The 23,128-nt window shown below is 40.9% G+C and carries 18 protein-coding genes and 1 pseudogene; 8 read left to right on the top strand and 11 right to left on the bottom strand.

Annotated elements, in window-relative coordinates; translation table 11 throughout:
* From ASJ81_RS23215 to ASJ81_RS05870, 4 genes and pseudogenes are all read left to right on the top strand, one after another.
* A pseudogene (locus ASJ81_RS23215) lies at window positions 1-203 on the top strand (ISNCY family transposase); the annotation flags it as partial.
* A gap of 183 nt (window positions 204-386) precedes the next feature.
* Window positions 387-791 (top strand): hypothetical protein, encoded by a 405-nt coding sequence (locus tag ASJ81_RS05880; protein WP_095643675.1) that lies wholly within the window; start codon window positions 387-389, stop codon window positions 789-791.
* Between the two features lie 50 nt (window positions 792-841).
* Window positions 842-1,384, top strand: a complete 543-nt coding sequence (locus ASJ81_RS05875) for a hypothetical protein (RefSeq protein ID WP_095643674.1) — start codon at window positions 842-844, stop codon at window positions 1,382-1,384.
* Between the two features lies 1 nt (window position 1,385).
* Window positions 1,386-1,742, top strand: coding sequence for a HEPN domain-containing protein (locus tag ASJ81_RS05870; RefSeq protein WP_245859849.1), 357 nt, complete (start codon window positions 1,386-1,388; stop codon window positions 1,740-1,742).
* 583 nt (window positions 1,743-2,325) lie between these two features.
* On the opposite strand, the gene ASJ81_RS22645 is transcribed toward ASJ81_RS05870, so the two are convergent.
* The 4 genes from ASJ81_RS22645 to ASJ81_RS05855 all read right to left on the bottom strand — a co-directional run bounded on the left by ASJ81_RS22645 (window position 2,326) and on the right by ASJ81_RS05855 (window position 4,846).
* Window positions 2,326-2,466, bottom strand: coding sequence for a hypothetical protein (locus ASJ81_RS22645; RefSeq protein WP_170943213.1), 141 nt, complete (start codon window positions 2,464-2,466; stop codon window positions 2,326-2,328).
* A 357-nt stretch (window positions 2,467-2,823) separates the two neighbouring features.
* A complete protein-coding gene (gene purF, locus ASJ81_RS05865; protein WP_095643672.1) occupies window positions 2,824-4,257 on the bottom strand; it encodes an amidophosphoribosyltransferase in 1,434 nt (477 codons plus the stop codon).
* 49 nt (window positions 4,258-4,306) lie between these two features.
* Window positions 4,307-4,477 (bottom strand): 50S ribosomal protein L37e, encoded by a 171-nt coding sequence (locus ASJ81_RS05860; protein ID WP_095643671.1) that lies wholly within the window; start codon window positions 4,475-4,477, stop codon window positions 4,307-4,309.
* Window positions 4,478-4,627: 150 nt separating this feature from the next.
* The gene (locus tag ASJ81_RS05855; RefSeq protein ID WP_011023130.1) at window positions 4,628-4,846 is read right to left on the bottom strand and encodes an LSm family protein; all 219 of its coding nucleotides are present in this window, start codon (window positions 4,844-4,846) and stop codon (window positions 4,628-4,630) included.
* Window positions 4,847-5,384: 538 nt separating this feature from the next.
* On the opposite strand from ASJ81_RS05855, the gene thiD reads away from it, so the two are divergent.
* Both thiD and ASJ81_RS05840 read left to right on the top strand, forming a co-directional pair.
* Window positions 5,385-6,734, top strand: a complete 1,350-nt coding sequence (gene thiD / locus ASJ81_RS05845; protein WP_095643677.1) for a bifunctional hydroxymethylpyrimidine kinase/phosphomethylpyrimidine kinase — start codon at window positions 5,385-5,387, stop codon at window positions 6,732-6,734.
* Between the two features lie 471 nt (window positions 6,735-7,205).
* Complete coding sequence (locus ASJ81_RS05840; protein WP_095643669.1) at window positions 7,206-8,504, top strand: TrpB-like pyridoxal phosphate-dependent enzyme; 1,299 nt, start codon at window positions 7,206-7,208, stop codon at window positions 8,502-8,504.
* A gap of 878 nt (window positions 8,505-9,382) precedes the next feature.
* Here ASJ81_RS05840 and ASJ81_RS05835 read toward each other — a convergent pair.
* The 7 genes from ASJ81_RS05835 to ASJ81_RS05805 all read right to left on the bottom strand — a co-directional run bounded on the left by ASJ81_RS05835 (window position 9,383) and on the right by ASJ81_RS05805 (window position 19,181).
* Window positions 9,383-9,790: a DUF1699 family protein gene (locus ASJ81_RS05835; protein WP_095643668.1), complete on the bottom strand. Its 408-nt coding sequence runs from the start codon at window positions 9,788-9,790 to the stop codon at window positions 9,383-9,385.
* Between the two features lie 627 nt (window positions 9,791-10,417).
* A complete protein-coding gene (locus ASJ81_RS05830) occupies window positions 10,418-10,825 on the bottom strand; it encodes a DUF1699 family protein (protein ID WP_095643667.1) in 408 nt (135 codons plus the stop codon).
* 101 nt (window positions 10,826-10,926) lie between these two features.
* Entirely contained in the window at window positions 10,927-12,228 is a 1,302-nt protein-coding gene (gene hisD / locus ASJ81_RS05825) for a histidinol dehydrogenase (RefSeq protein WP_095643666.1), read from the bottom strand.
* Between the two features lie 464 nt (window positions 12,229-12,692).
* Window positions 12,693-14,882 (bottom strand): ATP-dependent DNA helicase, encoded by a 2,190-nt coding sequence (locus ASJ81_RS05820; RefSeq protein ID WP_095643665.1) that lies wholly within the window; start codon window positions 14,880-14,882, stop codon window positions 12,693-12,695.
* 212 nt (window positions 14,883-15,094) lie between these two features.
* Complete coding sequence (locus tag ASJ81_RS05815) at window positions 15,095-16,861, bottom strand: ribosome biogenesis/translation initiation ATPase RLI (protein WP_095643664.1); 1,767 nt, start codon at window positions 16,859-16,861, stop codon at window positions 15,095-15,097.
* 510 nt (window positions 16,862-17,371) lie between these two features.
* On the bottom strand, window positions 17,372-17,785 hold the full coding sequence (locus ASJ81_RS05810) for an EMC6-like membrane protein (RefSeq protein WP_095643663.1): 414 nt from the start codon (window positions 17,783-17,785) through the stop codon (window positions 17,372-17,374).
* Between the two features lie 376 nt (window positions 17,786-18,161).
* Window positions 18,162-19,181 (bottom strand): MBL fold metallo-hydrolase, encoded by a 1,020-nt coding sequence (locus ASJ81_RS05805; RefSeq protein WP_095643662.1) that lies wholly within the window; start codon window positions 19,179-19,181, stop codon window positions 18,162-18,164.
* Between the two features lie 401 nt (window positions 19,182-19,582).
* Here ASJ81_RS05805 and ASJ81_RS05800 point away from each other — a divergent pair, with 401 nt between their 5' ends.
* On the top strand, window positions 19,583-21,307 hold the full coding sequence (locus ASJ81_RS05800) for a class I SAM-dependent DNA methyltransferase (RefSeq protein ID WP_095643661.1): 1,725 nt from the start codon (window positions 19,583-19,585) through the stop codon (window positions 21,305-21,307).
* A 315-nt stretch (window positions 21,308-21,622) separates the two neighbouring features.
* Complete coding sequence (locus tag ASJ81_RS05795; RefSeq protein WP_095643660.1) at window positions 21,623-23,122, top strand: restriction endonuclease subunit S; 1,500 nt, start codon at window positions 21,623-21,625, stop codon at window positions 23,120-23,122.
* The last annotated feature ends 6 nt before the right edge of the window (window positions 23,123-23,128 follow it).

Genomic DNA, 23,128 nt, shown 5'->3' with positions numbered 1-23,128 from the left:
TTGATGATCAGTATAAAAAGAGAGCTGAATGTGAAAAGATACATGGACATATTAAGGGTACAGTAAAATTCGATATTAGAAGAGTAAGAAATCAGAGTAGAAAACTCTACTCTCTATTGAGTTTCATAGCATATCAACTGATGGTGTTGACAGAATTGCAAAATAAAGTTGAAAGCAAAAATTCATTTGGGAGATACTTTTAAAGAAGTGGATATCAAATTAGATTAGAGATTTTAAAAGCTAATTTGAGATCCTATCATACAATTTCAATTAAAAAAGTTATTCTTAAATACTCTAAGACTATAATTTAAAATATGTTTTTGAATACCGTATGTTTTTTTATCTATTGGACCTAATTATGTTATCTACATTTATTGGTGATTTCGGTGAATCCAAAAGAAATCAAATTTGATGAAGTGAAAGAAAAATGGAATTTTTACAAGTTGTCTGACGGTGCAACTCTTAAATTAAAAATAGTCTTAGTGAAGGTCATTAAAGAGGGACAGGATTCACGAGGAAATACATCATTGGGTTTTCAGGTGACTAATGTCGTAGGAGTAACGCCTACCGATGATATGATTGGGAGTACATCATTAGGTAAGGATGAATATGTAGAAGTAACAAGTTCTGACGAAGACTGGAACGAGTACAACTTAGAAAAAGATGTCACTTTGATGATAAAACCCTTCATTTCACAGGTTATTAGAACAGGCGAATTTGATTCAAAAAAAATACCTATATATGTGGTACAAGCCCAGCCTTTAATAAAACATAAATTAAAATCTCGGTAAGGACGGTGGATTTCATTACTTGCATAGAGTTTAATAGTTCTGGAGTGGAGTTGATTAATTCAAGTCAGATAAATTCCGTATTCCTTACTGCTATACAAACAGTGGACAATGTAATTAACATTTATTCAAACAAAATGATTAAAACAATGTCTAAACCCTATCTTGCTTGGATAGAAGAATATGAAAGTTCAACGGCTAATGAATATTACGATAACTCTATACTTAATAATATTATTTTTGACTCAAAGATAAGCCAATTAGATAACGAATCTTTTGATATTTTATTAGACGAAATTTTGTCAGAAATTTTTTCTCAATTAGAAAAATTTGGGAAAATTGACAATATTAAAATAAACGCTTGTCTCATTAAAGACAAAGAGTACCCAGACTGGGAAGAGTTTGTAATCTCTATAAAATTACCCTTAACGATTATTAATTATGATAAATATTTTGATTTATGGAGAAAGATTGGTGAAAGTGTAAAGGAAAGGATAGATTCAACCGAGGTTCGGGATGAAGACATCCTTGAGAAATATGGAAACCCAATAATTCTCTTGGAAGACCCAGAAAAAATAGATGGTTTTGTTGATTAAAATGCCTTTTGATCCATGCAATTTTTTAAATTTATCTCGTCAATTGGTAGATGATAGCAGTTATCATGATGAATCTAAATATAGAACATCTGTTAGTAGAGCTTATTATTCGGCGTTTTTAGTTTCTAGAACATACTTGGAATCCAAAAATTATACTTTAAGTCCTAGTGGGAAGGCGCATAAAGAAGTAATTAACTACATGGCAGGGATCAATGTTTTAGTACGTAATATGTTATATAAATTAAGACAAAACAGAACTACCGCTGATTATTTTTTACACATTGAAGTAAAGAAGGGACATGTTAACAATTCTCTCATATGTGCAGAAAAAGTTATAGAAGAAGTTAGTAACATGTAATGGACGATTTTTAAAAATGTAAAATGATTAAATTAAATCGTTTTTGCATTCACACTTGCATTTTGTATCACCATAATCCACTCATTCTCTCTTTTAACTCAATCCCACGAGCTTCGGTCGGTGTTTTTCACCGTTAAGTTCTCCACTGGAGGAATTCTTTTTCCAGCCCCACTCTATCCCGCCCCGGCATGCGCCCAAAAAAGTGAAGAAGCAGCCGTTTAATACTGGCGAGCGAAGCGGGTCCGAAGGACCGCCAGCTTTAAACCGGCCTCGACTAAGCTGTAAGGGCCGGGGCGGGCAAAGGATGATAGTGACCACTTACTACCGACCATCATGCCGGTCACACTGAAAAATCACAAACATGTGCCTTGAGCAACGTCTATTGATGTTGGTTTTCAATAACAGTGTAAACTCGTGATAACTAAAACGGATGGCTGTTTTCAAGTCGCCCGATAATATTTTTCAAAAAAACATAAATGGATCGTTTGATGATTGTTTTTTGCGACGTTAACTTTATAAACTGTTGGCTCACACATCAGGAGACCGTTTTAAGTACCTCGATGCCAATTTCCAAAAAATGGATTCACCCGACACATTCCGTGATTTCACCGCCGCTCAGTTCACGCACTAAGGCATCGATGTCATCCGCACTGTAAAATGCATCGCCATAGCTAGGTATTTCCGGAAAATTATTCTGGGAAACTCGACTCACTTGGATATACACGCCACTCATGCAGGTGTTCATGCACCTGGTTTCTGAAAATCACCACGTCAACACGATTCGAAACGTTCAATTGTTTCCACATTTTCTGTTCAGTCCCAGCGTCATCACATGATCCAAGTGTCCGATCTATCACGGACTTTTTCAAGCATATAACCCAGCTCGGAGACAATGGCGATTTATCCGGGTTCCGGAGTTGAAAACTGACTCGGGCTGCACTCGGTGAATCCGTGAAGCTTCCATTCATGGCTTAAAATGTCGTAGGCGAATCCAGTCTCCTTGCAGATTTCACGAAGATAATGAAAGAATTCAAAAAGAATAGTGAAGAAAGTTCCTTACGAATCAACTGGGAAGAGTCGTTCAGGGACTTTTCGGTTTATTGTCGAAGTCGTCCAGACGTGTCTGTTTCCGTATGCAGTTTTCTCCAGGGATTTCCACAGGATACTCGCCTGTGAGGCAGCCAAGGCACATGTCACTCCTATCGCATTCAAGAGCCCTCATAAGTCCTTCAATACTCAGATATCCGAGGGAATCCGCATTAATAAGGCTTTCAACCTCTTTTACGGTTTTATAAGAAGCAATAAGTTCCTGCCGGGTAGCCATATCTATACCCAGATAGCAGGGAGCGATAATTGCAGGGCTTCCTACCCTTGAATGAATTTCTGACGCACCTGCCCTGCGGATCATATCTATAATCCGCCTTGAGGTTGTACCCCTGACAATGCTGTCGTCAACCAGAACCACACGTTTGCCTTTGACATTATCCTGGATAGCATTCATTTTAAGTCGGACTGCGGTTTCGCGCAGCTCCTGGCCAGGCAGGATAAATGTACGCCCTATATAACGGTTCTTCATCAAGCCTTCGAGGTATTTAGTGCCTGATTCCCTGGCATAGCCAATTGCCGAAGTAATCCCGGAGTCCGGGACAGGAGAAACAACGTCAGCCTCTATCGGATGCTCTCTTGCAAGCTCCCTTCCGATATTTTCCCGCACTTTGTAGACCAGTTTTCCGTCAATAATAGAATCGGGTCTTGCAAAATAAATGAACTCAAAGACACAGTGCGCAGGATGAGGCTCGTTTCCTATCTGATAGCTCTCAAAGCCGTCTCCCGTAAAAACTATTACCTCACCTGGCCGTACATCCCTGATAAGGGTGCCATTAAGGGTATCAAGGGCTACGCTTTCCGAGAAGACTGCATATCCACAATCGACTTTCCCGAAACATAGCGGTTTAAGACCAAGAGGGTCCCGCACAGCGTATATAGCGCCGTCGATATGGATAACAAGAGAATAGGAACCAACAAGCTTGCGCATGACATTCCGGATTGATTCTATAGGGTCGTGTCTTATCAATTCTTTTACAAGAAGGTGACCAATAACTTCGGTATCGGAATCACTGATAAAGATACGGCCTTCGCACTCCAGTTCGTCCTTGAGCGTTCTGGCATTAACAAGGTTCCCGTTATGGGCAATTGCAACTGCGCCTCCTTTGAAATTCAGGATAAAGGGCTGGCAGTTTTCGATTTTTGATCCTCCGGTAGTTGAGTAACGGACATGCCCTACTCCTACATTTCCGATCAGGTGCCCCAGAGAATCTTTGTTATACACATCAGGGACAAGACCCATGCCTTTAATGGAATGAGAGGATGTACCATCATATACCATTATGCCAGTGGATTCCTGTCCTCTGTGCTGGAGGGCATACAAGGCGTAATATAGCTTGAATGCGACAGTATTGGATTGTGGCCTGTCGCCTGGTAGAATTATGCCTGCAACGCCACATTCTTCTTTCAATTTTGACCTCCGATAAAGGTAAAAAATAGAGAAAGTGGATCAGACAGGTTTAATACTTGCACTTTGCCTGCCACTTGTAAGCTCTCATACGAGATGTTTTTCCAAAACCACATGAAGTACACTGTTTTGTATGCACGTTAAAAGAAACACTTCCACAGCGCCTGCATTTAGCATGTGTGCGTTTCTGCCTTTTTCCCATTGATGCCGTACCTTTACTCATTCTAAATCTCCTGATAAAATTAATTTGTTAGAGCAGTATTCGATAATCTGAAGCGATTCTGTTCATCTGAATTTAGTCTCTGTAGCCAGTAACAATAAGTCCTGGAGCTCACCGAGATTTAACGATAATAGATGAAGTGCTTGATATAGATTACGGAGATACGTATACCACGTTGTCACCGCGAATAACGACACTGCTAAACTTACTTACAACTTCTCCGTCTCTTAGTTCTTCAGCATTGTCAAGCACGAGGTTCATGTGAATATCGTATCCTTTCAGTTCGCCTCTAAACTCGCGTGCGCCTTTCAATCTAACGATTACAGGTGTATCCAGTGCGTTGTTCAAAATATCCAGAGGTCGGTTTGCCATCCTTACAGTCCCCTTAAAACATTATAAATCAAGTCATTATCTATATCAATATAAATAGTTAATCCAGATTTAAATTGATCGCCGCGTCTTAAATTCGATTATTTGAATCAAAGTCGCAAATACACTATATAAATGTATCGAAGCAATATGTCATTTTTAAGTTACCATATAAAAAACCTGGTATCAAGCAGAAAAAAACCTGATATTGAGCAGAAAAAATCTGATATTGAGCAGAAAAAATCTGAGATCAAGCAGAAAAAATCTGAGATCAATAAAATTTCCTTCAAGAATTCCCTGATAAAAGCGAAATATGAACTAGAACTTCTTAAGACAGGAAAACCCCTCCAGGAGGAAATTATAGCTTAAAATTGTCGAATTTAAACCATCTGGAAGATTTGTATAAAAAATTTCCTCAGGACATTACAGAATCTTCCTGGAAGGCACAATATTAAAATAACTAAACTTATTGCCTAAACTCATTGCCAGAAGAAAAAGTTCCTGGAATAATAGGGAAACGAATAAGAAAAGAGAGAAATCCATGACCGAAAAACCCTTAAAAGTAAAAACTCCGATCGTTCTGACTATTGCAGGCTCGGACTCAGGAGGAGGAGCCGGGATTGCTGCGGATCTGAAGACTTTTGCCGCTCTTGGAGTGCACGGGACCTGCGCTATTACATCGGTTACAGCACAGAATACTACCGGAGTGTTGAAAACCTTTGACCTCACCCCTGAAACCGTAGCCAGTCAGATTGAAGCGGTCTGCACAGATATGGAAGTCAGGTGGGCAAAAAGCGGTATGCTTGCCTCATCGGAGATCGTAAGGGAAGTTGCAAAAGAAGTCAGGAAACATGAGCTTTCCCTTGTGCTGGACCCCGTTATAGCTGCTGAAGCAGGAGGGAACCTGCTGCGAAAAGAAGCTCTCTCTATCCTTGCTGAAGAACTGCTGCCCTTCTGTAAAGTTACGACACCCAACGCATCCGAAGCAGGTGCACTCACTGGCATGACTGTCAAAACACCTGAAGACGCAAAAGTTGCAGCCAGGAAAATTGCAGACCTGGGTGTTGAAGCTGTCATTGTTACAGGAGGGCATCTGGATGCTACTGACCTGATTTATGAAGCCGATTCTGAGACTTTTACCCGTGTTCCAGGCACTTTTGTTAAAGGAGGAACACACGGCACTGGTTGCACTTACTCTGCGGCAGTGACTGCCTTCTTAGCCTCAGGAGAGGACCTGGAGGAAGCTGCAAGGAAAGCAAAGAAATTCGTTGAACAGGCAATCCTCAGGAGTCGCCCTGCAGGCAGGGGAGTAAGTCCTGTAAACCAGCTTGGGGCAGTTCTGGAGGAAAAAGAACGCTATCTGGTTTTAAGAGAATTAAAAGACGCAGTCTCGATTCTTGAAGGCAGCCCTGATTTTTCAAAACTCATTCCCGAAGTAGGCTGTAACATCGGAATGGCTATTCCCGAGGCTGACAACTACGAAGACATTGCAGCCATTGAAGGCAGGATAGTAAGGCACAGAGGACGGACAGTTCCTGTAGGCTGTGTGGATTTTGGAGCCAGCCGACATGTAGCAAGGATCATTCTCTCGTCCCTTCGATATAATCCTGAAATAAGGGCAGCAATTAATGTAAAGTACTCCATGGAGTTACTTGCAGCCTGTAGAGAAATGAAACTTGGAATTTCCTCTTTTGACAGGGCTGAAGAACCGGAAAACACCAGTACTACGGACTGGGGTACAGCCGAAGCAATCAAAAAGTACGGAAGCGTGCCGACAGTCATCTATGATAAAGGTGGTGGATCAGGAAAAGAACCAATGATACGCTTGCTCGGGAGATGTGCCACTGAAGTGGCAAAACTTGCTGTGGAGCTTGCAGAAAAGATACAGTAAATCCGGTAAGAAAAAACTTGCTGTGGAGCTTGCAGAAAAGATACTGTAAAAATCGGTTAGGAATCAAGAATTTAAGGTATTGCCAAGTCATTCTAAATCATCGAAATTCTTAAAATCAAACTTTTCTCAGAATTAAGCTATTTTATGGGGATCGAGTTTTAGGTTTGACGTTTTTACTTTTTGACTTCTGTTTCGTAGCAGTATTCTGTTTCGTAGCAGTATTCTTTTTTCATTTTTGTTACAGGTAATTTTCTTTACTTAAGTCTATTTCGAATACTTTTCCTTTTTTCAGCTTTTATTTTTGGCGTTTATCCTTTTTCATGCCTTATTTTTGCTTAGTAGCTTTCCTTTAAACACTTCACTCTATAAGGAAGTACATAAATGGAATGTAAATACCTTAACTGTAAAATAAATAACACTTATATACGTCGAAGTACGAATCTGTGCATAAACGAATGACGGAGAAAACCTATGGAACAGACCAAGATTATCCTTGATGAAAACGAAATGCCTAAGCAGTGGTATAATGTCCTTTCAGACTTATCTTCTCCTATCGAGCCACCTCTCGACCCCAGAACCTGGGAACCTATAAGCCCTGAAGCTCTTGAACCTATTTTCCCCAAAAGCCTTATCAAGCAAGAAATGAGCAGTGAGAGGTTTATTGATATTCCCGATGAGATACTTGAAATTTACAGGCTATGGAGGCCCAGCCCACTTTACAGGGCTCACAGGCTGGAAAAGCTTCTCAAAACTCCTGCAAAAATATACTATAAAAACGAAGGGGTAAGCCCTGCAGGCAGCCATAAGACAAATACCTCAATTGCCCAGGCCTATTATAACATGAAAGAAGGAACCGAAAGGATCACAACCGAAACCGGTGCAGGGCAGTGGGGAAGTGCATTGTCTCTTGCCTGCAACTACTTTGATCTCGAATGTAAAGTCTATATGGTCCGTTCCAGTTATTACCAGAAACCTTATCGGAAATCTATGATGACAATCTGGGGAGGAAATGTTGTGCCCTCTCCAAGTGAAGACACCGAATTCGGGAGAAAGACCCTGAAAGAACAGCCAGAAACACCGGGAAGCCTGGGAATGGCAATCAGTGAAGCAGTTGAAGATGCAATCGCACACGATAGCACGAAATACTCCCTTGGAAGTGTCCTCAACCATGTTATGCTCCATCAGACAGTAATCGGGACCGAATGCAAGAAACAGCTTGAGAAGGTTGACACTTATCCTGACATAGTTATAGGCTGCTGCGGAGGAGGAAGTAACCTTGCAGGAGTATCCCTTGAGTTTATTAAAGACAGGCTTGAAGGAAAGCGTAATCCGAGAGTAATCGCAGTTGAGCCCTCGGCCTGTCCGTCCCTGACTGAAGGAGAATACAGATACGACTTTGGGGACACAGCCGAAATGACCCCGCTTCTAAAAATGTATACTCTGGACCACAAGTATGTGCCTCCTGCCATCCATGCAGGCGGGCTACGCTATCACGGGGCATCCCCAATTATAAGTAAACTCTGTGCTGAAGGGCTTATTGAAGCTGTTTCATATGATCAGTACCCGGTATTTGATGCTGCGGTTCAATTCGCACGGACCGAGGGTATAGTCCCTGCTCCGGAATCTTCTCACGCTATCCGCTGCGCAATCGATGAAGCTCTCAAATGCAAACAAACCGGAGAAGAAAAAACAATCCTTTTCAACCTCAGCGGACACGGGCATTTCGACATGAGTTCCTATGACAAGTATTTCAACAAGGAACTTGTCTGAAACAATTGAAAGAATATAAGTAAGGATAAGACTCAGCAGGATGCCTTTAGGCATCCTGACAATTAGCAAATTCACGTCGCTCAAGCAACTGCTACATAAAAAGACATTACAAAAGCTGTATCTGTACAGATATAACCAGTAGAGTAAAAAGTGCTCTATGAAACATTAAATTACCCAAAAGACTCCAGGATGGTTGGGCCTCAAGGATAGTTTCAATAGTTGGGAAATTAATAGTTGGGAAATTAATAGTTAGGAAATTAATAGTTAGGAAATTAATAGTTAGGAAATTAATAGTTAGGAAATTAATAGTCGGGATAGAGATTAGATTTGCTTACATAAGTATATATAATAGAGGCTTTTCTTAATAAGTCTTATTTTCAAGGAAAACTAACCCACATTTTAAATTTTTTCGTTTTTGATTATATATAATCAAATTTGAGAATAGGTTATTTGAGCCTGAATTTAAACTCGTCCTCTTGAGCGCAACCGTTGATCCGCAACCGTTCGCCGGTTGATCACGCCGATAGGGTTTGGGGATAAGGTTCTCAAGTTCAAACACAACCGTTGCGCCGGTTGATCACGCCGATAGGGTTAGAGGATAAATTTTTCAAATCTAAACGTTATCAGGGGTTTTCAGTCAAGCCTTTTGAAAAAAGGGTTGTGATCACGCTATAGGTTTGGGGATAAGTTTTTTCAAACTCAAACGTTATCAGAGGTTTTCGATCAAACCTTTTTTGAAAAAGTTTGCGCTCAAGCCTTTTCAAAAAAAGTTTGCGCTCAAGCCTTCTTTGAAAAGGCTTGCAAGCAAGTCTTTTTGAAAAGAAGTACAGTTAAATTTAGATATAAAAGACCTGCAGGACACGGACAGAGATCAGATCTTATTCCAAATTTTTTTTGTTTAGAACGTAAGAAATCATTTCAGGACTAAGTTTGCTTTCATGTGCTATTTTCTCTGCAATTTTTTCATCGGAAATACCCTCAGCTTTCATGTTTCTTATTTTTGAAATTATTGAATCAGGAACAGTATAATACTCATGAATGTCTTTTCTATGTCCCCATACATCTCCTTCCACAAGCTGAACCTTTTGCATTTCCAAAAACATCTCTATGGCTCTTGAAACTGTTTTTCTGTATGATTTTGGAAGCTGAATTGTCTCCAGTTTCGGACAGGTCTCAACAAGCAGGAAAATGTCTTTATTTGATGGCCTGAATGCAAAGTGAACGACTTTTTCATTTGGATTCAGTGACAGAATTTCATTTCTTGAACTGATGACTCTTATTTTCATTATAGATCCCCCGACCCAAAACTTAATTAAAGAATCAATAAAATAAGTTACACTACTTTATTTAAATAATCTTCTGTGTATACTCATCTATTTTGTCCTGTTTAATTGAGAGTATTTAAAAATGGGTATGTATGGGAAGCAGGAAAAAAAGAACTAAGAAAACAAAGAATTTTCATATCTTAAACATATGTAAATTAATTGCCGTGTTCTTAATAAATATAATAATTATGTTATTATGGATATAATAAAAATGGTAAATAATACAGAAGAGATTGGAATAAAAAAACCAAGTTAAGATGTTATTAATATTGTGTACAGAGTACAGAGAAACTTCAGGAAAAACTGAAACGAATAGAAGAACAAAAAGTCCCATAAGCTGAGACGGAAACAAGGCATGAGAAATTAAGTAACAGATAAGATGCAGTATAGATGAAGTATAGGTTCATAAGATGTAGTATAGGTTCTTGATCTGCCTTCAAACAAAAATGAAGTATATATTCTCCAAACTGCAAAATATAAGAACAATTTGAGAAAAGTATAGATTAGATGGAAGTTCCAGTCCGGAATTCCATCCTGAAAAGAAGGGTTAAAACTTTAAAAGCTTTAGAAAACGAAAGAATTAACCGATTAATCCACAATTCTTTTGCTCAGAATATAAAGGATCATATCCGAATTTAATTTACTTTCCCTCGAAAGCTTTTCAGCGATAACCTCATTGGTAAACCGGTCGGCTTTTAATTCCTGAATTTTCTCAAGAACGTTCTGAGATACATTATAATATTCGTTTATGTCTTTTCTGTGTCCCCATACATCTCCTTCCAGAAGATTTATCTTCTGCATCTCCAGGAACATTTCAATTGACTTGGAAACTGTCCTTCTGTAAGATTTAGGAAGCTGTATAGCTTCAATTTTCGGGCATGTTTCTGCAAGCATGAATACGTCCTTATTAGATGGTCTGAAAGCAAGGTGGATAACCTTTTCATTCGGATTCAGGGTAGGAATTTCCTCCCGTGAACTAACTACTCTTATCTTCATACTATCCCCACTCCTTATTTAACAATTAGATTTTCATTTATTTAAAAATCAAATTTTGTTTACGCATTTACATTTTAAATACATATCGATTAGCTAATATATTATTTAGAGGGTTTATACCCAAAACGAGTTCTTATAGCATCAGCATGTGCCTGTAGACCCTCTTCCTCGGCTAATGCGATTACAGTTTCTTTCAGACTTTCAAGCCCACTCTTGCTGATTCTCTGAATACTTGAGTATTTAATAAAATGGTTTATATTCAGACCTGAGTAAACTCTGGCGTATCCGGATGTAGGAAGCACGTGATTTGTCCCTGAGGCATAATCCCCAACAGGAACAGGAGAATAGTTTCCTATAAAAATCGATCCTGCATTTTTAATCCTGTCAAGTACGAAGTCAGGATCCGATACCATTATCTCAAGGTGTTCGGGAGCAAACTTATTGCTAAACCCAATACATTGTTCCAGGGAATCTGCAATAATAATTGCGGCATTCTTAAGAGAAGCCTTTACAATGCTGCTTCTTGCAGTCTTTTCTGCCTGAACCAGAACCTCTTTGTTTACAGCTTCCGCAAGCGTATCCGAACTTGTGATGAGTATCGAGAGTGAATTTGGATCATGTTCGGCCTGTGCAATAATGTCCGAAGCTGCCATAACGGCATCTGCCGATTCATCTGCAATAATAAGTACCTCGCTTGGGCCTGCCGGAAAATCGATTTCCGCAACGTCCCTGATCTGCATTTTAGCAGATGTGACAAAAACATTTCCAGGCCCTACGATTTTATCCACCTTAGGAACCGTTTCAGTCCCATAAGCCATTGCCCCTATAGCCTGCGCGCCTCCGAGTTTGAAAACTTTATCCGCTCCAGCAACCTTTGAGGCAGCAAGTGTAAGCGGGTGCACGGAACCGTCAGGTCTTGGAGGTGTACAGACTATAACCTGCTCCACACCTGCAACCCTGGCAGGGATTACAGTCATGAGCACAGTTGAAGGATAGGAAGCACGCCCTCCTGGAGCATACGCACCTACACTTTCCAGAGGTGTTGCCTTTTGACCCAGCACGACCCCTGGTTTGAGTTCCATAAACCAGATAGCTTCCGGAAGCTGAGCTTCATGGAAAGCCCTAATGTTTGCAGCTGCGGATTTGAGGTGATCCAGAAGTTCGGGACTTATGCTGGAAAGAGCCTGTTGAAGTTCCTCCTCACTCACCTCAAAGTTTGCAAGTTCAACTTTATCGAATTTAGCCGTATATTCCCTGAGCGCGGCGTCTCCTTTAGTACGCACATCCGAAAGCACAGCTGAAACAGTTTTCGCTACATCCTCAAGCCCGGACCCCCGGGAAAGCAATTTCTGCATTTCAGCTTCCGAAACATCAGACAACTTTTTGAATAACATCATAACCATCTCTAAACGAACCTGACAGGACCTTATACAGGTTGAAACTGAACTTGATATAAGTGCTAATCAAACCCGATATAAAACGAGTCTACTACAAATTGATAGTCGGTAATCTGACAACTGAATAAAGGATAATTGGTTAATCTGACAACTGAACAACCAGAACTGGTTGATCTGAGAAAGAATAACCAGATAATTGGTTAATCTGAGAACCAGTAACCAGATAATTAGTTAATCTGATAATTCAATCCCGTTATTTACTACTGGATAACCAGATAATCGGTTAACCTGATAATTCAATCCCGTTATTTACTACTGGATAACCAGATAATCGGTTAACCTGATAATCCAATTCCATTAAATCTCTACCCTCATTTAATATTTTATCCCTTATTGGATCGGCCAACAGAGAATAAAATTGTTAAGCAGACCAAAACTATCAAAATATATAAGAGATGAAAAAAGCAAATTCAATAATCATTAATTGTCTTTTGCCCTGAAGAAGGACTTTTCTCAGGATGTTCAGACTCAACAATTTGAGGGACTACATCCCTGCCCTCAATCTGCCTAAAAATCCGGTCTGCAATTTTCGGTCCGAGAAGAGCTGCTACTTTCTCAAGGTCAGCTCCTGCAAGCTCTGCTGAGGAACTGAAGCCTGCCTCATAAAGTCTTCTTGCTCTCACGCGCCCTATACCTCTTATATCGAGCAGATCCATAAGTTCGGGGGCTGCTCCGTAATGAATCCTTTTTTCAAGTTCTGTGGCTTCTTTTGCACCTTTCAGGTCAAGGAGCCCTGCAAGCTGAGCGGTAACGTGCATTATCCATTCCGCAATATCCGCAATTGCATGAATATCACCTTCTCCGGTACCGAACTTCAAGCAAATCTCATTTTCAGACTTTTCACGGATCCAGTCAAGCAGAAGGAGAGAAGTTTTGACTTCTCCCAGGAACCATTCGTATTCTGTAGCGTCGAAAGGACTTGGCACCTTTACAAACTCGCTTGCATGAGCCATTACATAATCATTGATATCCTGATAATCATGGTTCCGCATGTATAGAAGGCGCATGTCAGGTGTGCTGCACACCAGATGAAGTAGGGTAAGCTCACTCAGGCTCTTTGCCTCTTTCAGGCCCTTTGCAATGCGAGCAGCTGAAAGAGGGTCGATATAGAGCCTTGAAACAAGTCTTCCGAAGCTTGTAGGAATAAGGGCATCGGTTTTCTCAAGCATCCCTTCCTGACGCAAAAAGTTAAGGCATTCGTTCACAACCGTAGAAAGCCCGAAGTTCGAGTACTGGAAAGCGAAAAATGTTGCCTCCAGAAAGTCAATTAGTTCATCATATGTCCTCGCAAAACCGTTGGAGATTGTAGAGAGCACATGGGTCCTGAGAGCATTTTCGGTTCCGAGTTTGGACCAGATATCTTCGGCTTCGGCCTTTATATAGTTCTCAAAAAGGAAAACAAACTCATTATATGATTTTGCAACGAGTACAGCCTCTCCGTATGGATCAAGCCTTGGCCGGCCTGCCCTGCCTGCCATCTGTTTATACTCGAGCACAGGGATAGGCTGCATTCCGTCTTCAGAAGAATAACGCCGATAACTTCGTATAATTACACGTCGTGCAGGCAGGTTGAGTCCGGCTGCTAGGGTAGGCGTGCTTGAAATTAATTTGATCTTTCCAGCCCTGAAACCATCCTCCACAATTTCCCTTAAAGGTGTGGTAAGACCCGCATGATGAAAAGCTGTCCCTGAACGGACACAGGCGGCAAGGCTCGTTGAAGTATCAGTTTCACTGATTTCGAGGATTTCATCTGCAGTTTCTGCAAGGACTTTCCTGCTTTCTGCTGAAAGCGTCTTTTTAACAGTTGAAGCCGCCTTTTTTGCAAAAGCCATACAGTTTTTTCTACTGCTTTCGAAAACCAGGCACTGACCATCTTTTTTGAGGGTATCCAGCACAAGGTTCACGGCTTCATCTTTTGTGGACTGCTCAATACGTTTTTCCCTGTCTTCGCAATAGAAAGCCCCATTAAAGAATACCCCCTCGAGAAGCTCAGTAGGCCTCCATTCACTTACTACAAGCTCGGCTTCCAGCCAGGATGCGAGTTCATCGGCATTCCCGACAGTTGCAGACAGCGCCAGAATCTGGCAGGAAGGATTCATTTTCCGAAGCTTTGCAAGAGTGACCTCAAGCGTTGGGCCCCTATCCGGTGAGTCTATGAGGTGCACCTCATCTGCCACAACAACCGAAATTTCCTGCATCCAGGCAGTCTCGTTTCTGAGCAGTGAATCGGTTTTCTCGGAGGTTGCCACAATAATGTCGTTTACTCCGAGTCCTTCATCCCGCAAGTCATAGTCACCTGTAGATATCCCGATTCGAATTCCAAGTTCCGAAAACTCCCTAAACCGCTTGAACTTTTCGGAAGCAAGAGCTCTAAGAGGCACGATATAGAGTGCCTTTCCTCCTGCTAAGATAGACTTCAACATTGCAAGTTCGGCAAGGAGAGTCTTCCCTGAAGCCGTTGGGATTGCAGCAAGCAGGTTTCTTCCTTCAAGCAGCCCTTTTTTCACTGCTTCGGCTTGAGGGGGATAAAGTTCCAGAATCCCGGAATCGAGATAAAACCGTTTTACTTCATCGGGCAGATCGAGACTTTCTATCTTCATTGAAAATCAGAAACTCACACATTAGATAAAAAACTATTTTGGAATTGAATGCCAGTATCGAAAAAGGTAGTATATGCAGAGACCTCTTCAAAAGGTTCTGCAAAAAACCTGATTCCCTATTAAGGGAACCTGATTTTTGACATTTTTCCAATTTTTAAGATCTTTTGAATATACCTTGTTCAGCATCACTTATTAAAGTAACCAATGCGAGTTTAATCACCTGCTGAGTAATAGTAATTTCCACTGTCTTTTTGTTCCCTGTCAAGCCGTGAGCCCAAATTATTCACACGTGGACGCCTTGTTTCCTCATCTCTTCGGAAGGTTATGCCCAGGTTTTTCAGGAATCTGTTCATACCGTTTTCCATGCTAAATGGGCCATGCGCCTCACCGTATGCCGAAGGTTTACCTTCAAAAACCATGAGTCGTTGACTCAACATATCTATCATGTAGATATCATGGTCTACAACAAGAGCTGTCTTCTTGTTGTTTTCGGCAAAGCGATTGAGGACTTTCGTGACCATAGAACGCTGTTCCACGTCCAGATGGGCACTGGGTTCGTCCAGAATATAGAGGTCGGCTTCCTGGGAAAGGCAAGCTGCAATCGCAACTCTTTGCAGTTCTCCGCCACTTAGATCCGTAAGCAGGCTGTCATAGATCTTATCAAGCTGGAGTGGATTTGAAATTTCTACCTCGTAGTAGCTGGTTCCAAAGTGTTTAGAGATCCCACGCAGGAAGTCCTGTACGCGCACAGGGATATCGGCTTTAATATACTGAGGCTTGTAAGAGATTTTTACATCTATGCCTGGATCGCCCTCATCAGGTTTAATTTCCCCTGCAAGCACTTTTACGAAGGTTGACTTTCCTATCCCGTTAGGGCCTACTACTCCCAACACCTCGCCTTCACGAAGACTCCCACCTGTAGCTTTGAGGGAGAAGCCATCTCCAAATTTCTTTGAAAAACCATTAAAGTTAACCATAGACCTTAACTGGTAGTCTTCCCTTGGAGGATGGACTTCAAACTTGATGGCTTCAGGTCGTATTCTTATATTTTCTTCAGGGAGATAGCCTTTAAGATACTGGTTGATCCCCACACGTACGCTCTTTGGAAGAGTAACCACACCGAAAGCAGCAGGCTCTCCGTAGGCAATGTGAATGACATCAGTGAGCATATCCAGAATCGCAAGGTCATGCTCTACTACGAGCACAGCCCTATCCTTTGAGATATTCTGGATAAGGCGGGCGACGTTAATCCTCTGGTAGATGTCAAGGTAGGGACTAATTTCATCAAAGAAGTAGAACTGAGCATCCTTTGCCGCACATGCTGCTATTGCTACACGCTGAAGCTCTCCGCCGCTCAATTCAGAGATTTTTCTGTCGATTATGCTTTTTAAATCGAGATAGTCGATAAGCTCATCAAGGACTCCTCTTTCATCGGTTTTTTCTAGGAGTTCGGAGGTTTTTCCTTTGAAAGCTTTAGGAATGAGGTCCACGTACTGGGGTTTCTGGGAAACCCGAACTTTCCCGTCCACAACAGCTTTAAAGTAGTCATAAAGCGCAGTTCCGGCATAGTGTTCAAGCACAGTATCCCAATCACCTTTTTCCTGTCCGAAGTTAGGGATCAAAGCTCCTGAAAGAATCTGGACTGACGTACTTTTTCCTATCCCGTTAGGGCCGAGAATCCCTGTTACTTTTCCTATCCTTGGCACAGGTAGCCCGAAGAGGGCAAAACCGTTTGCTCCATACCTGTGAGTGGGTTCTGTCAGAGCTTCAGGAAGCCCTATGATCATTATAGCTTTAAAAGGACATTTGTTAATGCAAATTCCGCAGCCTACACATAGTTCCTCGGAAATGACGGGCTTTCCGTCTTCCTCAAAAACAATAGTCTCATCCCCTGTCCGGACCCTCGGGCAATATTTCTCGCACTCCTTACTGCACCGTCTGGGCTGACACCTATCTTTATTAAGTATAGCTATTCTCATGATAGTCCCCGAAAATTACGTTTTTTGTTAATTTGTTAAATAATATTAGATGAAGCACTTGCTATGATTTCAAACGTAACCGAAGTATAGCAATGTAATGCTTGCTATAGTAAAGAACGGTTATCCACGGCAAGGCAGTTGATAATGTAATGTCAAGTATGTTAAGAGGATATTTCCATATATACAGCAGTCATTTGCCTAAAATACTTTACATATATACAGCAGTTTACTTACCTCAGATATTTTGCATATACAGCAGTTCATTTGCCTAAGATATTTTACATATAGTGGTCATCGGTTATGAGATGCCTGCTCTAATATATGAACCGTTGGACTATTGCAGGCATAAAATACCAGTGTAAGGAGTTTAATGAAATAAAGGCCAGGTAGTACAGGAGCTCCAGGTAGTACAGGAGCTGAGTAAATCAAAAAGGTGAAAATCTTGATTAAAGACTGTATAAAAGGCCCTTAACTTTAAGAGAGCCTTTTTGTAGTTCAGGAAAGAAGACTTTAGTTTAGAAGGAGAGTCCAGACGATAAGGAAGAAATCAATAACTATAAACTCTACGTAGAACCAGTCCTTGAATTTGAACTCCTTTGTACTGATATTGAGTTGGGGATAAAAAAATTTCTGTATGTAGTATGTAATTCCAATAACAATAGTAAGTATAGCATACCAGATCTTGTCTTCTCCAGTCCCATACAGGTGGAAACATAAAACTCCTGCGATTGTGCCAAGTAATGCGGCTACTATCGTCTTTATAATTCCATCCCTGTGATCCTTTTGTTTTTCCTCAGGCGTCCTCTCCTTGACAAAACTTTTCTTCTCTGGAGTCTCAATCTTTGCTGCAGGAACTTCTGAAGTAGCCTCTGCTATTTTTGAAGGTTCCTTTCTGGACTTTGACTTCGGATTTTGCTTACTCAACCTGTATACTCTCCTGAACGGTAATTAACATTCCCGAGATGTAATCATAGTCAGGATCTAATCTCGGTTAAAAAATTAGACCTGAGTTATAAAATTTTGATTTGCAGATTTGAGATATCAGATTAAAATCATTATATTTAAATTAATAGAATGAAATTATTTATTAAGCTATGATAATTTGTGCTGAAACAAGATTCCTGGAACTATAATATGGAATTAAACCAATATGGAATTAAACCAATATGGCATTAAATCAATATGAAATTAAATCAATATGAAATTAAATCAATATGAAATTAAATCCTTGGAGTTAGTTTCTGATACAAGGCCCTCTAAATTGAATTCGGGATCAGTATTAAGACCGGATCTCACAGCTTTAAATAAATTCATTGCTTAAAACATTACCGATCTGATCTATAGATATCGAATCAATTCCTATCGAATTTAAATGTTTTGAAAATTTTGAAGGTCTATTCCCCCCTGGGTGATAGACAAGAGTAACTTCAGGGGAAAGTCTCCTGACCATATCTTCAAGTCCGCAAGCGTCAAGATGATCGCTTATCCTGATTGTTGGGTAAGGATAATCCATGCGGCAACTTAAAACATATTTTTTCATGTTCCAGGGCAACTTGTCAAGATTCCAGGGAGCAACTATGAAAACCCCGTCATCTTCTCCGGAATCAAGCCCTGCAAGTTCTCCGGCATCTTCAAGCATACTGCGAGTAAGAGCCCTTGTCCTTGCCTCCATACGGATGGCACCGTCATATCCGAAGCCTCTTATGAGTTCAACTGCACGCTGAGTTTTTCCGAATTCATATGCTCCAAAGGCTACAGGCCCTTTTTCGAAAAGTGCAGATTTCATGCCTTCAAGGTCATCTGCAAAATGGCAGGAGGGATCTGCAGGGTCCCCATAGTTAGCTTCAGTGATAAGGACGTCACACGGAGGAAGGCTGCTTGCATCTTTGACGTCGCCTGTAACCAGAATCCTTGTCCCTACATCGTTTTCCCAGTAAAAAGCACTCGCTCCTGCGGTGTGTTCCGTAGGAAACGTCTTTACCTTTGTTCCTTGTATGTCGATTTCATCCCCAAGCTTACACATGCTGCCCGCATATTTTCTGTCGTGCCTGATTTCAAGCGCCACTGCGGTTTTTTCCGTACAAACGGCATTGGGGGAGAGCATAGCCGATTTTCCGTTGTGGTCGGAATGGGCATGTGTGATCAGATAGGCATCGGGCTGAGGATACTTTCCCAACGTCCTGGTAGTATCAATGGAAAAGGTGCGTAAATCCCCGGCATTGTCCCTGAACCGGAGTGAGATATGCGGTTTAAAGGTCCCGCGAGAATTACGCTGTCTGAGCGCCAGCACACCAAGATCAATCAGTTTTTTAGAAATCACGCAAATCCTTGAGGAAATAATACTTAAGGTATTTAAGGTTAGGGAAATCTCGTAGACTCGTAATATGCCGATTTATATATAAATAACAGACAGTATATAAAGTTTTAACCACCGCGAAATGAACAAAATTAAATAAATTTTAGTAACTGATTTATATCAAAATCAATATTTCAAGTTATACGATTGTTTATAAAATTTATACGAGTTTTAAGCCCGATAGTATTACGGTCAAGGTACAAAAATATGGAGTAAAGTTCAGCAAACTTAAAGCGATGGAATACGAATTTTAAGGGCCGAAGTTTCACTTTATGGCTATCCATATATCTATAAAGTATTTACAAACTAATGATTTCACCACTTTATCAAGTTAATTTACAATTTAATAACGGAAGGCATTAATAATGATTGATATTGAACAGGAATTTTTAAAGGATCTCGACAACCAGCTGTGGAGGGCCGCCGACAAACTACGCTCTAACCTGGATGCCGCCAATTACAAACATGTGGTGTTAGGGCTGATTTTCCTTAAATACGTGTCCGATGCCTTCGAAGAGCGCCAGCAAGAACTTACTGAGCTGTTTCAAAAAGACGATGACGACAATATCTATTACCTACCCCGCGACGATTACGACAGCGATGAAGCCTACCAGCAAGCCATAGCAGACGAGCTGGAAATTGTCGATTACTACACCGAAAAAAATGTCTTTTGGGTACCTAAAACTGCCCGCTGGAACGATCTGAGAAATGTAATTACTCTTCCTGCTGGCAGCGTTATCTGGCAAAATGAAAAGGGTGAAGAAGTTAAACTGAGATCCGTGTCATGGCTGATTGATAATGCCTTCGACGACATAGAAAAAGACAACCCGAAACTCAAAGGTATTCTCAACCGCATCAGCCAGTACCAATTGGATGCAGACAAGCTTATTGAGCTGGTAAATGAATTTAGCCGTACCAGTTTTAGTAACCCCGAGTACAACGGCGAAAAACTTAACCTTAAGTCCAAAGACATTCTCGGCCATGTTTACGAATACTTTTTGGGTCAATTCGCTCTTGCAGAAGGCAAACAGGGTGGCCAGTATTACACACCCAAATCTATCGTTACCTTGATCGTGGAAATGCTGGAACCTTACAAAGGCCGTGTGTACGACCCTGCCATGGGCAGTGGCGGTTTTTTTGTTTCCAGTGACAAATTCATTGAAAAACACGCCAATGTAAAACATTACAATGCTTCCGAACAGAAAAAACAAATTTCGGTGTACGGGCAGGAATCAAACCCCACCACCTGGAAGCTTGCTGCCATGAACATGGTAATCCGTGGCATTGATTTTAATTTTGGTAAAAAGAATGCCGACTCCTTTTTAGATGATCAACATCCCGACCTTCGTGCTGACTTTGTCATGACCAACCCACCTTTTAATATGAAAGACTGGTGGAACGAAAAGCTGGCTGACGATGCACGATGGACCGTTAATCACAATGGCGAAAAACGAGTCCTTACACCACCAACTGGTAACGCCAACTTCGCATGGATGTTGCATATGCTGTACCACCTGGCTCCCACAGGCAGTATGGCGCTTTTATTGGCCAATGGCTCCATGAGCAGTAACACCAACAACGAAGGCGATATCCGCAGAGCTCTCGTCGAGCTAGACCTGGTGGAATGTATGGTAGCACTACCAGGACAACTGTTCACTAACACTCAAATTCCCGCATGTATCTGGTTTTTAACGAAGGATAAAAGTGTTAAGAACGGCAAGCGTGATCGACAAGGCCAGGTGCTGTTTATCGACGCCCGTAACATGGGTTACATGAAAGACCGTGTACTGCGAGATTTCACAGATGAAGATATCCAGCAAATCGCAAACATATTCCATAATTGGCAACAAGAATGGTCAGAAGAAAATAACCAGGCAGGCTTTAGTTTTTCAGCCGATCTCGCCACAATCCAAAAACACGATTTTGTCCTTACCCCTGGGCGCTATGTGGGCACAGAAGCTGAGGAAGACGATGGTGAGTCTTTTGAAGTGAAGATGACTCGGCTCACACAAGAGTTAGAAGTGCAGTTTGCCAAAAGTGCGAAACTGGAGCAGATGATTCGAGAGAATTTGAAGGGGTTGGGTCGTTGAATTATAAATTGTAACCTCTAACATGAGTGATTTTTTAATTACTACCTAAGATGGCGATTGGATAGATATACCCAAGACTACTCAATAAAGGCCGAAAAAGGCAGATTTAGTGAGTCCAAAAAACGGTAAGCAGTAACACTCGTCTTTAACGTGTCTTGTCACGCTCGAAGAGCGGTCTTGCCCTTGAAATAAAAATGAAGAAAAATATGAATAAAAGCCAAATGTCAAAAATCAAGTGCAAAAGTCCTCCTAAACTATAAAGATTTGATCAAAAATTCATGATAATTTGATGAAAAATTATATGGAGAAGAGCAATTGGCCTCTGAAACTAAATTCAAAAAAACCGAGATTGGGTTGATTCCTGAACATTGGGAACTCTTAAAAGTTGATGACATTAAGTCTAATGAAAAAAAAGCAATAATTTCCGGTCCATTCGGATCAAACATAGGTAAAAGATTCTTTGTTGAATCTGGAGTACCAGTAATTAGAGGTAACAACCTTACAACTGATATGAGAAGATTCATTGACGAAGGGTTCGTTTTTGTAACTCCTGAAAAAGCGGATGAATTGAACACTTGGGCTTTAGTGAATGATATAATTTTTACAGCAGCTGGAACTTTAGGACAGGTAGGAATTATAGAAAAGAATTCAAAATTTGAAAAATATATTATATCGAACAAACAATTGAGACTTAGAGTCAATGAAAAAAAAATCTATCCTCTTTATTCATTTTATTGGTTTGCAAGTCCAATAGTGACCAAATTAATTGTAAATCATAACACAGGTTCAACAGTTCCCTTGATCAATCTTTCAGTTTTGAAAAATTTGCCAATTGCTGTCCCACCTTTGAAAATTCAAGATTTCATAGTCAATATTCTTTCTTCTCTCGACGACAAAATCGAACTCAACCATCAAATCAATAAAACCCTCGAAGCAATGGCGCAAGCCATTTTCAAAAGCTGGTTTGTGGATTTTGATCCTGTTAAAGCCAAAATCGCCGCAATTGAAGCAGGTGAAAATGCCGAGGGTGTAACCCGCGCCGCCATGAGTGCCATCTCCGGCAAGACCAATGAAGAATTAGACCAACTGCAAGTCGAACAGCCAGAATACTACACACAACTCAAAACCGTCGCTGAACTATTTCCTACTGCTATGCAGGATTCTGAATTAGGGGAGATTCCGGAAGGGTGGAAAGCTGTTGATTTGAAGGAAATGAGCAAAACTATTTCCAAAGGAACAACGCCATCTAAAAAACAGATTACAGATGCTGAAGGTGCCCCATCGATAAGCTTCATTAAAGTAAAAGATATAGCGGATGACGGGCAAATAAATAGGGCAGGGTTGGAACTCATTCACGAATCAATACATAAAGGTGCGTTGAAGCGTTCCATTCTTTCCGAAAATGATTTGTTGTTCTCAATAGCTGGAACAATAGGACGAGTTTCTATTGTCGAAAATGACCTTCATGACTCCAATATTAATCAAGCCATTGCATTTATACGTTTAAGTAGACAAGAACACTTATCTTTAGTTCTAGAACACCTAAAAAGTAAAAGAATTCAAGAGTTTGCGATAGCATCTATTGTTCAAGGTGTTCAGGCTAATGTTAGTCTTGCAAGTGTTGGGAGCTTTCAAATAATTGTTCCAAATGATCCAATTCTTACTGCGTGGAATAAAGTGGCTTTATTACTCCATAATGAAAAGCTAGGGAGACAAAAACAGAATAGGTTGTTATCCCAACTGCGCGATACCTTGCTTCCAAAACTCCTCTCCGGTGAACTATCCGTTGATACCGCCAAGTTAGCGGAGGAATAGGGGTTA

The organism is Methanosarcina spelaei, assembly GCF_002287235.1.
GTDB classification, from domain to species: domain Archaea; phylum Halobacteriota; class Methanosarcinia; order Methanosarcinales; family Methanosarcinaceae; genus Methanosarcina; species Methanosarcina spelaei.
Note: the sequence above shows the minus strand (reverse complement) of the source record. Positions and strands in the feature narration are given on the sequence as shown.